Raw genomic sequence first — 14,444 nt, 5'->3', positions numbered from 1 at the left:
TTATTGATTCCTCCCAAGTACTATATTTATAGCTTGTCTTAAGTTATCTACTGGCCATATTTCTATACCCTTAGTATCTTTTACAACCTCATAATTACTTCTAGGAACTACTATCTTTTTAAATCCAAGTTTTTTGCACTCAGCAATTCTTTTTTCTATAAAACTTACTGATCTAACTTCTCCTGTAAGCCCTACCTCTCCTGTAACAGCTATATCTTCATCTATAGGTATATTTCTAAAACTAGATGCTACAGAAATAGCTATTCCTAAGTCAATCGAAGGTTCATTTATCTTTATACCTCCAACTATATTTATATATACATCTTGATTTTGTATTTGCAGACCAACACGTTTTTCTAAGACTGCTAATAACATACCAACTCTATTATAATCTACTCCTGTAGATGTTCTTCTTGCTATACCAAAACTTGTCGGCGAAACTAATGCTTGTAATTCAAGTAACATTGGTCTTGTACCTTCTACAGTAGATATTATAACTGAGCCTGCTACATCTTTTGGTTTTTCAGATATCAAAATCTTAGACGGGTTATCAAGCTCTACTAATCCCAAGTCCCTCATTTCAAATACCCCAAGTTCATTTGTTGAACCAAATCTATTTTTAACAGCCCTTACTAATCTATATGTATTATATCTTTCACCTTCAAAATATAAAACAGTATCAACCATATGCTCTAATAATTTTGGCCCTGCTAGTGAACCTTCTTTGGTTACATGACCAACTATGAATGTTGAAATTCCCATTTTTTTAGAAATCTTCATGAATTTTGAAGTACCTTCTTTAATTTGACTGACAGTTCCTGGTGCTGAAGATATTTCTGGACTAAAGACAGTTTGAATTGAGTCTAGAATTATTAATTCTGGATTTACACTTTCTAAATAAGATTCAATTATACTTAAATTATTTTCGGCAAATATATATAAATTTTCTGAATTAATACCTAATCTTTTTGCTCTCATTTTTATCTGTGATTCTGATTCTTCTCCAGTTATATATAAAACAGTCTTTCCTAACTTAGCTACATTACTAGAAACTTGAATTAAAAGTGTGGATTTACCTATACCAGGGTCTCCACCAACAAGTACTAGAGAACCTTTAACTATACCTCCCCCAAGTACTCTATCTAATTCTTTTATATCTGTTGTAAACCTTTCTTCTTCTTTGCTCTCTATTGAAGTTATACTAACTGGTTTAGATGAAGATTTATCTATTATAAAGACCTCTTTTTTTGTGCTTTTTTGATCTACTTCTTCTACAAATGTATTCCATTTTGTACACTCTGGACATTTTCCAAGCCACTTAGCTGTTTCATATCCACAGGATTGACATACATATTTAGTTTTTATTTTTGCCATATTTTAATCATCCTTAATTTATTATTCTATACTATAATTTTAGCATATGTGAAAGAGAATAGGTAAAGATTAAATAAAATAATTAAGGACAATGAATTATTATAGATTCATTGCCCTTAAAATTTTCTTTAAACTATAAAACTTATATCTATAAGATTTTAAAATGCAACTCTATTGAATTATTTAGTTTCAAAAACTATTTTTTCATCTTTAACTTTTGCTATTATATTACTTCCTTTTTTTACATCACCTTTTAAAATCGCTTCAGATAACTCATCTTCTAGTTCTTTTTGTAAGGCTCTTTTAAGAGGTCTTGCTCCATATTCCAAATCAAACCCAGATTTAGAAATTAAATTTATAGCTTCATCACTCATTTCTAGTTTTATATCCATATCTTTTAGTCTTTCTTGTAATTTGTCTACCATTAAAATTACTATTTTAGATATGTGTTCTGCATTTAATGAATGGAAAACTATTATATCATCTATTCTATTTAAAAACTCTGGTCTAAATCTTTGCTTTAATTCACCCATTATGTTTTCTTTCATTTTTTCATATTGAGACTTTTCTTCTTCGTCTCCTTTAGCTATACTAAACCCTAAAGTTTTTTGTCTACCAATTGTAGATGCACCAACATTTGATGTCATTATAACAATAGTATTCTTAAAGTCAACAGTTCTTCCTTTTGAATCTGTTAATCTACCATCATCTAGAATTTGTAATAGAATATTAAACACATCTGGATGAGCTTTTTCTATCTCATCAAATAAAATAACTGAATATGGGTTTCTTCTTACTTTTTCAGTTAATTGACCTCCTTCATCATGACCTATATAACCAGGAGGTGAACCTATCATTCTTGATACAGCATGTTTTTCCATATATTCAGACATATCAATTCTTATTATTTGATTTTCATCTCCAAATTGCACTTCTGCTAATGCCTTAGATAATTCTGTTTTTCCTACTCCTGTAGGCCCTAAAAATAAAAATGAACCAATTGGTCTATTAGGATCCTTAAGACCCGCTCTTGACCTTCTTATTGCCTTGGAAATAGATTTTACTGCTTGTTCTTGACCTATAACTCTATTGTGTAAGATTTCTTCAAGTTTTAAAAGTCTATCAGCTTCTTCCTCAAGAATTTTATTAACAGGTATTCCTGTCCATAAACCTACTACTTCAGCAATGACTTCTCCATCAACTAAATCAGAATGTTTAGATGATTTATTCCATCTTTCTCTAACATCTTCTAATTGTTTTTTAAGTATACCTTGCTCATCTCTTATTTTTGCTGCTTTCTCGAAATCTTGGCATCTTACTGCCTCTTCTTTTTCTTTATCTATATTTTCTATTTCTAATTCTAATTTTTTTATTTCGGCTGGAGGAGTATTTTCCTTTAGCCTAACTTTTGATGCTGCTTCATCAATCAAATCTATCGCTTTATCTGGTAGATATCTATCTGATATATATCTAGTTGATAATTCTACAGCTGTTTTTATAGCATCATCAGTTATTTTGACTTTGTGATGAGCTTCATATTTATCTCTCAATCCTTCTAATATTTTTATTGAATCTTCTTTACTTGGTTCATCCACCATAACTGGTTGGAATCTTCTTTCTAGTGCAGAGTCTTTTTCAACATGCTTTCTATACTCATCTATTGTTGTTGCACCTATAACTTGTATTTCGCCTCTAGCTAACGCAGGTTTTAATATATTTGACGCATCTATAGAGCCTTCTCCTGTAGACCCAGCTCCTATTATGGTATGCATCTCGTCTATAAATAAAATTATATTTCCGTTTTTAACAACTTCATCTACAACTTCTTTAATTCTTTCTTCAAATTCTCCTCTGTACTTAGCACCAGCTAATAAAGAACCCATCTCTAAAGAATACAGCGTTTTACTTTTTAGTGTTTCTGGAACATTACCTAATGCTATGTTTGTTGCTAGACCTTCAGCTATAGCTGTTTTACCTACTCCTGGGTCTCCTATTAGCACAGGATTGTTTTTAGTTCTTCTACTTAATATTTGTATAACTCTTTGTATTTCTTTTTCTCTTCCTATAACAGGGTCTATTTTATTTTGTTTTGCATATAGTGTAAGATTTCTTCCATATTTATCGAGAATCTTAGACTCTGTTTGATTTTGGTTGCCCGTGTAACTATTTTCTGATTTATATTGATTATTATCACTTATACCCATCATATCAATTGTTAATTGGGCTAGAGTTCTGTCATTTACACCTGCATAGTTCAAAACTTTATTGGCTATTCCTTCACCTTCTTGAATAATAGCTAATAATATATGCTCAGTTCCTATATAATTTGTTTTTAATTTATTTGCAAACATTCCTGATAGTTCCAATATTTGTTTACTTCTTGGGCTTAATACTATATCCTCTGGGATTCCTTCACCCTTACCTTCCATATCAATTATTTTGCCTTCTAAATAAGCCTCTGTAAATCCAACCTTACTTAGAACTTTGGCAGCTATTCCTTCTTCTTCTTTTAAAAGACCTAAAAGTATATGCTCGCTTCCAACAATATTATGTCCTAAGTTTTTAGCAGACTCAAACGCTAAATCAATTGCTTTTTTAGCTCTTTGTGTAAATCTATTGAAGTTCATAATTTATCCCTCCTCTTAATTTTTCCAAAGTTTCTCTAATGTATGTTGCTCTATTTATATCTCTATTCTCAACATCATCACTCTTATACATTATTGACTGATGTGCTGGTTGTATACCTATCATAAGTTGTTCTATAGCTTTTAAATCTAATTTTTTTATATAGTTCATTTCTATTCCCATTTTTATATTTGATAGATGGCTCATTGCCTCTGAACTACTCATTACCCTTGAATTTTCAAGTGTTCCTATTGACCTAAATATTTTATCTTCTAATTTTATACCCAATTTTTTTTGTAATATTTCTCTGGCTTTCACTTCTTTTGAAATTGCATCCTTTGTAAGGCCACTTACATTCTCTATAATATTAGACTCTGTTCTTCCAAGTGTAAGCTGATTAGATATTTGGTATATATTTCCCAATGCTTCTGTTCGCTCTCCATATATACCTCTTATTGCTATACCTATTTGTGATGAAATCTTATAAAGTTCATCCATATAACCTAATTGACTTAATGCAGGCAAGTGCATCATCACAGAAGCTCTCATTCCAGTTCCTGTGTTAGTTGGGCAAGATGTTAGATAACCCAACTTTGTACTAAATGCATATTCTAAATTTGATTCTAATAAATCATCTATCTCATTTGCTATGTTATAAGCATTTTCTAAATTTAAATCATCACATATAGTTTGTATTCTTATATGGTCTTCTTCATTTATCATTATACTTACAGTTTTATCTTTTTTTACTATAACAGCGCTTTTATCATTTTCTGCTAAGTCTGGACTTATCATATGCTCTTCAACCATAAGCATCTTTTTAGATTGGTCTAAATCTTCAATCTTATAGAAATCAAACTCTTCTTTATGTTCTAAACTAGAATTCATAAATGCATTTTTTACCTTTTCTATTATTTCCATAGCACACTCTTTATCTAATCTATTTGGAAAAGGATAATTGTTCAAGTTCCTAGCTAGCCTAACTCTTGATTTCATGACTATATTCTCTTTCATAATATCACTCCAATCTTAGTCAATAGAGCCTTTTAAATACTTAATCTTATCTCTAAATTGAGCAGCTAATTCATACTCTTCATTTTTTATAGCTCTATCTAAATCTTCTTTTAATTCTCTAATCTCATTTTCTACACTTATTTTATAAAATGATTTTTTAGGAGCCTTACCTATATGTTCTATATGGCCATGTATATTTTGAAGCATTGGATTTACTTGACTGCTAAATGCATTGTAACATTCACTGCATCCAAATCTTCCATTATTCTTAAATTCACTATATGTCATATTACATTTTTGGCAAACTAACTTTTCTTCAAGCTCTTTTTTAGGTTGAAATCCTAAGTTAGAAAATATATCCATCATTGAAAAAGGCATATCTAAATTAAAATTCATCTCTGTATTCTCTTTAGCACATTCACTACACAGATACATTTCAGTCTTTTCTCCATTGACTATTTTATTGTAATATACAGATGCTTTATTCTTATTACATTTTTGACATAGCATAAATTATCACTCCTCTATACTAAATACTCCTATTATTATATTCTTTAAAACATTAGACCTTACCTTCTCTTTTAATTCATATACTGGCATACATAATGACTTATCATCTATTGCATATAATATTAGTTTTAATTCTCTTTCGCTAATCAAGTCTGATTCTCTCAAACTTTCTACCAACTCTTTTGCCTTCTTATAGGATATTTGGCTTCCTATTCTTTCATTCAATATTTCTCTAATATGTCCATCTTTACTTCTTCGTATTTTTTCTATCTGAACATATCCTCCGCCACCTTTTTTGCTTTCTATATAATAACCTTTATCTATGGTAAACCTTGTCGTTAAAACATAATTTATTTGTGATGGTGCACAACTAAACAAGTTTGCTAGTTCATTTCTTTGAATTTGTATACTACTATCTTCTTCCATCAAATCTTTAATAAATTTTTCAATTATATCTGTCATAGTTGCCATTTATATCACCACACACCTTTTTATTTTTGACTTTCTTTGACTACTATTTTACACCTATTATTTAAATTTTTAAAGCCCTAAATTGTGTAAATTTATTTTTTTCATAATAATTTAAATGTAAGTGTCCATCTTTTTTTAAATATAAGCTTCTACTTCTTACATTTACAATAATTAAGTTTTAAAATTCTTGGTTATTAATTTATTTTTAATGTATCTATACCTTGTATTTGTAAATATACCTTCATATCATTATTATTAAACATTTCTAAAAATAATAATATAAAAAGATACTTTCTTTTATTAAAACAGTTTAAGAAAGTATCTTTTATTCTTCACATTTTTTATTACTTTAATTTGATTTTTTCTTGTTTTTTATAAAAACACATAAAAACTAGATATATACTTATTTAAAATAAGCATATACCTAGCTTTAATTACAAAATTATTTTTATATAATATTATATAATAGATGGATATTAATTATATAATATTATATCTTCTTTATTACTTTGCAGTAACTAATCCAATTATTTTTTCTGCAAATTGTGATGGAACTTCTCCATATCTTTCTAATTCCATTTCAAAGTATCCTCTACCTTGTGTCATTGCTCTTAAATCTATTGCATATTTAAATGTCTCTGCTTGTGGAGCCTCTGCAAATATTATTTGTTTTCCTTTATTATCTGGCTCCATACCAAATATTTTACCTCTTCTCTTGTTTATATCTCCCATAACATCTCCCATATATTCTTCTGGAACAGTTATCTTAAGTTTCATAATAGGCTCTAATAATATTGGATGAGCTTCCTCCATACCTTTTTTAAAGGCTGCACTTGCTGCCATCTTAAAAGCCATTTCAGAAGAATCTACATCATGATATGAACCATCATAAAGTGTAGCCTTTATATTTGTAACAGGGAAACCAGCCAATACCCCTTTTTGCATAGAATCTTTTAAACCTTTTTCTACTGCTGGTATATATTGTTTTGGTACAGAACCACCAAATATTTCTTCTGCAAATTCAAAATCAGATTCACATCTTTCAAATCTTATCTTTACATCTCCATATTGACCATGGCCACCTGATTGTTTCTTATGTTTCCCTTGTACATCAGCTGTTTCCTTTATAGTTTCTCTATAAGGAACTTTAAGGTCATTTAATTCAACATCTACCCCAAACTTATCTTTCATTTTATTTTTAATTGTTTTTATGTGAAGTTCCCCTTGTCCTCCTAAAAGAGCTTGCTTTGTCTCTGTATTTCTATACCAATGTAATGTAGGGTCTTCCTCTACAAGTTTGTTTAATACAGCAGCTACCTTTTCTTCATCACCCTTATTTTTAGGATTGACAGCATAATATATTTGTGGTTTTGGGAAATCTATCTTATCTAAAGCTTCTGCATCTTTATCTACAGATATAGTATCTCCTGTTTTTAGAGAATTAACTTTAGTTACAACTACTACATCACCAGCCTTAGCTTTTTCTATTTCAACTAACTCACTATTTCTCAATGTATATATGTTAGCTATTTTTTCTTTTATGTTTTTGTTTATATTAAAAATTTCTTTATCTTTAGAAATTGTACCTTGAGTAATTTTTATATATGACATTTTTCCTACAAATGGGTCGACCATAGTTTTAAATACTAATCCTTTAAATGGCTTACTCTCTTCTGTAAATATAGGTTCTATATAATTTGATATTGTATCTAATATTTCTTTTGTCCCTATGTTATTTATAGTTGAACCACATATTACAGGTATAATATCTCCTCTTTGTATACCTATAACAATACCTTTTTGGATTTCTTCTGTAGTTAACTCTTCTCCATTAAAATACTTATCTAATATTTGGTCATCTGTTTCTGCTATAAGTTCCATTAAAGCTTCTTTTACACTCATAGCTTGTTCTTTAAATTCACCTTCTAAATCATCTATATTTTCAAATACATTATGTAACTTGACAAAGTTTTTATCTTTGTATATAGGACTTATCATTGGAACTATCTTATTATTGTATTTTTCTCTTAACATTGCTATTGCATCTTTATATCTTGCTTTTTCATTATCTATTTTATTTATAAACATTATCTTAGGAATACTCTCAGTTAGTTCTAATGATTTCTCTGTACCAACTTGAATAGGTGCTGTTGCATCTATTACTATTATTGCTGCATCACTTGCTCTAAGAGATGATACAACGTCTCCGCTAAAGTCAAAATATCCTGGTGTATCCAATAAGTTAAACTTATAGTCATTATATTCTATAGGTATTAATCCCATACTATAAGTCATATTTACCTTGTCAGTTAATTTAGGTATCTTATTAGTGTTTGCTGTGTAAGCTATAGTTTCGATTAGATTTGTTTTACCACATCCGCTATGTCCTAATACCGCTACATTTCTCAACATATTACTATCATAAACTTTCATATAAGCACCCACCTTTTAAATTTATGTATTTTCTCTTAGCTGTTATTTCCTAAGAAATAGTCTAGAAAATGTTTATTATTTTTAGAATTTTTAGATAACATTTTCCTTACTAGCTTTATTTCTACATAGGGATATAATTTTCCTCTTTTTTTTAACAAATATTTAATTTAAATAAATAAAAACACTCTAAATATTTAATAAAAATATTTTAGAGTGTTTTATAAGTTGTTTTAATTCAATTATTTCATTATCATTAATAATTGTTTATCTTCAACCATATCATCTTCTTTTACTTTAATTGATTTAATTACTCCATCAGTCTTAGCAACTATTATAGTTTCCATTTTCATTGCTTCTATAACTATTAATGGTTGATTTGCTTTTACTTCATCTTCTTCTTTAACCATTATCTTTATAACTTTTCCTGGTATACTTGCTCCGATTTGAAGTGGATCATTCATATCAGCTTTCTCAACATTAGTAACTTTTCCAGAGAAGTTTCTATCTTTTATTTCCACTTCTCTAACCATTCCATTTAATTCAAAACCTATAGTTCTAAATCCATCTTCTTTAACTTCGCCAACTTCAACTAATCTTATTGTTAATACTTTACCTTCTTCTATTTCTACTTCACATTCTTCATTTTTATTTAATCCATAGAAGAATACATCACTTTCAAGTTTAGATATATCATTATAATGTTGTAAATGTTTAATATAGTCTTCATAAACTTTTGGATATAAAGCATAACTTATAACATTTCTTATATTTGCATTTATATCATATTTTTCATTTAGATATTTTGCTATCTCATCAAAATCTTCTGCTGGTAATAGTGAACCTGGTCTTACTGTAATAGCTTCTTCACCTTTTAAAACTACTTCTTGTAAATCTTTTGGTACTCCACCTTCTGGTTGACCAATCATACCTTTACAGTAGTCTACAACAGAATCTGGGAATGATAAGTTCTTACCTTCTTCTATTATATTATCTTTATCTAATTTATTTTTAGTCATAAAGATAGCTAAATCTCCTACAACTTTTGAAGATGGTGTTACTTTTATTATATCTCCTACAACTTCATTAGCTTCTTTATATTTTTCTTTAACTTCATCAAATCTATTAACTAATCCTAAACTATCAGCTTGAGGTTTTAAGTTTGTATATTGACCTCCTGGTATTTCAAAATTATATATTTCTGCACAAGAGTTAGTTAAGTCACTTTCAAATTTGTTATAAACTTTTCTTAAATCCTTATAGTATTTTCCTAACTCATCATATCCAAATAAATCTATACCTGTATCTCTTTCTGTATTTTTAAGAGCTTCTACTATTGCATTAAGCGATGGTTGACTTGTAAGCCCTGCCATAGATTCTAATGCAGCATCAATTATATCTACACCAGCTTCTGATGCCATCAAACAAGTTGCCACACCATTTCCACTTGTATCATGAGTGTGTAAATGTATTGGTGCTTTTACATTTTTCTTTAGTTCTTTGACTAATGTATAAGCAGAGTATGGTTTAAGAAGTCCTGACATATCTTTTATTGCTATTATATCTGCTCCTAAACTTTCTAACTCTTTTGCCATCTTAATATAATATTCTAAGTCATATTTAGTTTTAGTCTTATCTAATATATCACCTGTATAACACATAGTTGCTTCAACTATTTTTCCAGTTTCTAGAGCTGTATTAATAGATGGTTTCATATTTTCAACCCAGTTTAATGAGTCGAATATTCTAAATACATCTATTCCTTGTTTAGCAGACTCTTTTGTGAATTCTTCTATTACATTATCTGGATAGTTTTTATATCCAACTCCATTTGATGCTCTAAGCAACATTTGGAACATTATACTTGGTATTTCTTCTCTTAGTTTTTGTAATCTACGCCAAGGTGACTCTTTTAAGAATCTATATGCAACATCATAAGTAGCTCCACCCCACATTTCAAGTGAGAATAAATCTTTTTGATATTTTTCTGTTGGTTTAGCAGCTTTTAGTAAGTCATATGTTCTTAATCTTGTTGCCAATAATGATTGATGTGCATCTCTCATTGTTGTGTCTGTTAATAATAGTTTTTTATCATTTTTTATTTTTTCTATATATGCAGATTTACCTAACTTATCAAAAAGTATCTTACTTCCTTCTGCCTTTGAACCATCTTTATTCATTCTTGGTTCATGTAACGCATCAAATAATGGTTTTTCTTGACAAGCGTTATCATTTACAATTACATCACCTATAAATTGAAGTAATTTTGTTCCTCTATCTTTACTTTCTGTTATTTCAAATAAATCTGGATTTTCATCTATAAATTTAGTACTACATTTACCATTTGAGAATATAGGATTATTTAAGACATTAACTAAAAATCCTACGTTAGTCTTAACACCTCTAACTCTAAGTTCTTTTATAGATCTTATAGTTTTATTTATTGCTCCTTGGAATGTTCTATCCCAAGATATTGTCTTAACCAATAAACTATCATAGTGAGGACTTATGTTTGCTCCTGTAAATCCATTTCCACCATCTAGTCTTATACCAAATCCTGAACCAGTTCTATAAACTTGAATTTTACCTGTGTCTGGCATAAATCTATTTTTAGGGTCTTCTGTAGTTATTCTACATTGGATAGAATATCCTCTTATTTCAACATCATCTTGTGATTTTATATTTATTTCTTCACTATCTAAACTGTATCCTTGAGCTATTAATATTTGACTTTGAACTATATCTATTCCTGTAACCATTTCTGTTACAGTATGCTCAACTTGTACTCTTGTATTCATTTCTATAAAATAATGACCACCATTTGCATCTACTAAGAATTCTAGTGTCCCTGCATTAGAATATCCTACATATCTTGATAACTTGACTGCATCATCACATATTTCTTTTCTTACTTTTTCATCTAATGAAAATGCTGGTGCATATTCTATTATCTTTTGATGTCTTCTTTGAACAGAACAATCTCTTTCGTATAAATGAACTATATTTCCATAGTTATCCCCTAATATTTGAACTTCTATATGCTTTGGATCAGCTATATATTTTTCTATGAATATAATATCTTCACCAAAAGCTTTTCTTGATTCACTACAAGCAGTTTCATATTCAAGTTCTAAATCTTTTTCATGATGTACGATTCTCATACCTCTACCGCCACCACCATTAGATGCTTTTATCATAACAGGATAACCTATTTTATTTGCAACTTCTTTTGCTTCTTCAGTACTTCTTATTGCTTTTTCCACTCCTGGTATAGTTTGAACATTAACTTCTTTTGCAATTTTTTTAGAGTTTATCTTATCCCCCATCATATTCATTACTTTAGATGATGGGCCTATAAAAGTAATTCCATTTTCTTCACATTTACGAGCAAATTCTGCATTTTCTGCTAGAAAACCATATCCTGGATGTATAGCGTCAACTTTTTTTCTCTTTGCTAAGTCTATTATTCCATCCATATCTAGGTATGCATCTATTGGACCTTTGCCTTCCCCTATTAAATACGATTCATCTGCTTTTGTTCTAAATAATCCATATTTATCTTCTTTACTATATATACCAACACTTTTTATCCCCAATTCTGAACAGGCTCTAAATATTCTTATAGCTATTTCGCCTCTATTAGCTACTAGTATTTTATTAAACTTTTTAAGCATACTCTATTCTTCTCCTTTATTGTTTGTGTAATATTAAAGATTATAGACTAAAATACTTTATTTTTGAAGATGTTTAAGCAAGTTCCTTAATTAATAAGATAAATTTATAAATATATATAACTTTTAGACTGTCTAAACTCAATTTACCTCACTAAAATTAAGGGATTTTTTATGGAATTTCAGACAAATTTGTGTGAAAATTTCTACAATTGATTTTATTTTATACTATTTTTTTCTCTGTTTACATAATTATTTTCATCTTTACGTAATATTTCACATACTTTTCTCAATATAGTTCATATCTTAATCTATCTGTCTTAACAAACGTTTTATTACATCAGAAAGTTTTAGATGACCTAAATCTGCATATGCTATAACTAGTATTATTTTTACTACTCCTTCTACCTCATCTAATTTATATGCTCTAGCATTTATTATTGTGTACTTTGGCATAAGTTCTTCTAAATCTAGTGCAAGTTCATCAGATAAAGTCATATACTCATCAAACTTTTCCTCATCAGATAAAGTCATATACTCATCTTGTTCACTTATAATAGTATCTAAGTAATCCAAATTTATACTTAATTGATAAGCTATTACATCCTCTCTTTTTGTACTTTTACTTAAATCCTTCTCAACTTTGAATTTACTATTTTTATCTATGATTATTTTAAGTTCTTCACTATCAACTATTTCATTTCCTATAATTATATACAAATTTTTTACCTCCTAAATATAAATCTTTTTTAATCAAAAATAAAACCTCTAGTAAAATTACTAGAGGTTTGCACTGGTGGGATTAACAGGGCTCGAACCTGTGACCCCCTGCTTGTAAGGCAGGTGCTCTCCCAGCTGAGCTATAATCCCTCGATGTTTATATGGTGCGCCCAAAGGGACTCGAACCCCTAACCTTCTGATTCGTAGTCAGACACTCTATCCAGTTGAGCTATGAGCGCATTTTATTGGAGGCGACACCCAGATTCGAACTGGGGATCAAGGAGTTGCAGTCCACTGCCTTACCACTTGGCTATGTCGCCACCTTTTTGGTGATCTATCCGCGACTCGAACGCGGGACACCCTGATTAAAAGTCAGGTGCTCTACCGACTGAGCTAATAGACCATATTAGTTGGGGTGGATAATGAGAGTCGAACTCACGACCTCCAGAGCCACAATCTGGCGCTCTAACCAACTGAGCTATACCCACCATAGATCTTTAATTTAATGTGGTGGGCCATCAGGGACTCGAACCCCAGACCTACCGGTTATGAGCCGGGCGCTCTAACCAACTGAGCTAATGGCCCACATTAAATTTTAGTAGCGGTAATAGGAGTCGAACCTATGACCTTTCGGGTATGAACCGAACGCTCTAGCCAACTAAGCTATACCGCCATATTCTGGTGCCCAGAGGCGGAATCGAACCACCGACACGGGGATTTTCAGTCCCCTGCTCTACCGACTGAGCTATCTGGGCATTTGGCGGAGAGGGTGGGATTCGAACCCACGGCCCCTTTCGAAGTCACTGGTTTTCAAGACCAGCTCCTTAAACCACTCGGACACCTCTCCATTGGTGATCTATCCGCGACTCGAACGCGGGACACCCTGATTAAAAGTCAGGTGCTCTACCGACTGAGCTAATAGACCATGTTTTTATTTGGCTGGGGATGCAGGACTCGAACCTACGCATACATGAGTCAAAGTCATGTGCCTTACCGACTTGGCTAATCCCCAATATATATGTGGTGAGCGCACAGGGATTCGAACCCCGGACACACGCCTTAGAAGGGCGTTGCTCTATCCAGCTGAGCTATGCACCCACATTGCACTATAAACATAAATTTGGAGCGGGAAACGAGATTCGAACTCGCGACTTCAACCTTGGCAAGGTTGCGCTCTACCACTGAACTATTCCCGCTCGTTTATTAAATTAAATAAAAATGGTGCGGATGAAGGGAGTCGAACCCCCACGCCAATGGCGCTAGATCCTAAGTCTAGTGCGTCTGCCAATTCCGCCACATCCGCGCATTTTTTTGGTGGAGGATGGTGGATTCGAACCACCGAAGTCGATGACAACAGATTTACAGTCTGCCCCCTTTGGCCGCTCGGGAAATCCTCCGTGTTAATTTTACATGGAGCTGGTGATAGGAATCGAACCTACAACCTGCTGATTACAAGTCAGCTGCTCTACCGTTGAGCCACACCAGCATTTCTTATATTTTATTTTGGCGACCTGGAAGGGGTTCGAACCCTCGACCTCCAGCGTGACAGGCTGGCATTCTAACCAACTGAACTACCAGGCCGCAAATGGTGGGACCAGCAGGGCTCGAACCTGCGACCCCCTGCTTGTA

At 31.2% G+C, this 14,444-nt stretch carries 8 protein-coding genes and 17 tRNA genes; all 25 read right to left on the bottom strand.

The window, feature by feature from the left end:
* The gene (radA, locus tag KGF45_RS16040) at window positions 1-1,374 is read right to left on the bottom strand and encodes a DNA repair protein RadA (protein WP_227830191.1); all 1,374 of its coding nucleotides are present in this window, start codon (window positions 1,372-1,374) and stop codon (window positions 1-3) included.
* A 179-nt stretch (window positions 1,375-1,553) separates the two neighbouring features.
* On the bottom strand, window positions 1,554-4,001 hold the full coding sequence (locus KGF45_RS16035) for an ATP-dependent Clp protease ATP-binding subunit (protein WP_227842881.1): 2,448 nt from the start codon (window positions 3,999-4,001) through the stop codon (window positions 1,554-1,556).
* Entirely contained in the window at window positions 3,988-5,013 is a 1,026-nt protein-coding gene (locus KGF45_RS16030) for a protein arginine kinase (RefSeq protein WP_227830193.1), read from the bottom strand. Before KGF45_RS16030 ends, KGF45_RS16035 begins: the two co-directional genes overlap by 14 nt.
* A gap of 15 nt (window positions 5,014-5,028) precedes the next feature.
* Entirely contained in the window at window positions 5,029-5,523 is a 495-nt protein-coding gene (locus KGF45_RS16025) for a UvrB/UvrC motif-containing protein (protein ID WP_227437113.1), read from the bottom strand.
* A 6-nt stretch (window positions 5,524-5,529) separates the two neighbouring features.
* Complete coding sequence (locus KGF45_RS16020; protein ID WP_227830195.1) at window positions 5,530-5,994, bottom strand: CtsR family transcriptional regulator; 465 nt, start codon at window positions 5,992-5,994, stop codon at window positions 5,530-5,532.
* A gap of 504 nt (window positions 5,995-6,498) precedes the next feature.
* Window positions 6,499-8,427 carry an elongation factor G gene (locus KGF45_RS16015; RefSeq protein WP_227830196.1) on the bottom strand — a complete coding sequence of 643 codons (1,929 nt, stop codon included), beginning with the start codon at window positions 8,425-8,427 and terminating at the stop codon, window positions 6,499-6,501.
* 239 nt (window positions 8,428-8,666) lie between these two features.
* The gene (locus KGF45_RS16010; RefSeq protein WP_227842880.1) at window positions 8,667-12,098 is read right to left on the bottom strand and encodes a pyruvate carboxylase; all 3,432 of its coding nucleotides are present in this window, start codon (window positions 12,096-12,098) and stop codon (window positions 8,667-8,669) included.
* A 303-nt stretch (window positions 12,099-12,401) separates the two neighbouring features.
* Entirely contained in the window at window positions 12,402-12,815 is a 414-nt protein-coding gene (locus KGF45_RS16005; protein WP_227830198.1) for a hypothetical protein, read from the bottom strand.
* Window positions 12,816-12,889: 74 nt separating this feature from the next.
* Window positions 12,890-12,965 (bottom strand) — tRNA-Val (locus KGF45_RS16000).
* Window positions 12,966-12,977: 12 nt separating this feature from the next.
* A tRNA-Arg gene (locus tag KGF45_RS15995) sits at window positions 12,978-13,054 on the bottom strand.
* 7 nt (window positions 13,055-13,061) lie between these two features.
* A tRNA-Cys gene (locus KGF45_RS15990) sits at window positions 13,062-13,135 on the bottom strand.
* A 7-nt stretch (window positions 13,136-13,142) separates the two neighbouring features.
* A tRNA-Lys gene (locus tag KGF45_RS15985) sits at window positions 13,143-13,218 on the bottom strand.
* A gap of 8 nt (window positions 13,219-13,226) precedes the next feature.
* Window positions 13,227-13,303, bottom strand: a tRNA-His gene (locus KGF45_RS15980).
* A gap of 20 nt (window positions 13,304-13,323) precedes the next feature.
* Window positions 13,324-13,400, bottom strand: a tRNA-Ile gene (locus KGF45_RS15975).
* 14 nt (window positions 13,401-13,414) lie between these two features.
* A tRNA-Met gene (locus tag KGF45_RS15970) sits at window positions 13,415-13,488 on the bottom strand.
* 6 nt (window positions 13,489-13,494) lie between these two features.
* Window positions 13,495-13,570 (bottom strand) — tRNA-Phe (locus KGF45_RS15965).
* Window positions 13,571-13,573: 3 nt separating this feature from the next.
* Window positions 13,574-13,662 (bottom strand) — tRNA-Ser (locus KGF45_RS15960).
* Window positions 13,663-13,664: 2 nt separating this feature from the next.
* Window positions 13,665-13,740, bottom strand: a tRNA-Lys gene (locus KGF45_RS15955).
* Window positions 13,741-13,751: 11 nt separating this feature from the next.
* A tRNA-Gln gene (locus KGF45_RS15950) sits at window positions 13,752-13,827 on the bottom strand.
* Between the two features lie 9 nt (window positions 13,828-13,836).
* Window positions 13,837-13,913, bottom strand: a tRNA-Arg gene (locus KGF45_RS15945).
* Window positions 13,914-13,936: 23 nt separating this feature from the next.
* Window positions 13,937-14,011, bottom strand: a tRNA-Gly gene (locus KGF45_RS15940).
* 23 nt (window positions 14,012-14,034) lie between these two features.
* Window positions 14,035-14,118 (bottom strand) — tRNA-Leu (locus KGF45_RS15935).
* Window positions 14,119-14,127: 9 nt separating this feature from the next.
* Window positions 14,128-14,212, bottom strand: a tRNA-Tyr gene (locus KGF45_RS15930).
* Window positions 14,213-14,226: 14 nt separating this feature from the next.
* A tRNA-Thr gene (locus KGF45_RS15925) sits at window positions 14,227-14,301 on the bottom strand.
* Window positions 14,302-14,319: 18 nt separating this feature from the next.
* A tRNA-Asp gene (locus tag KGF45_RS15920) sits at window positions 14,320-14,396 on the bottom strand.
* Window positions 14,397-14,444 lie beyond the last annotated feature (48 nt).

Source organism: Clostridioides sp. ZZV14-6154, assembly GCF_020657785.1.
Taxonomy (GTDB): domain Bacteria; phylum Bacillota; class Clostridia; order Peptostreptococcales; family Peptostreptococcaceae; genus Clostridioides.
This window is presented reverse-complemented; position numbering and strand designations above follow the sequence as displayed.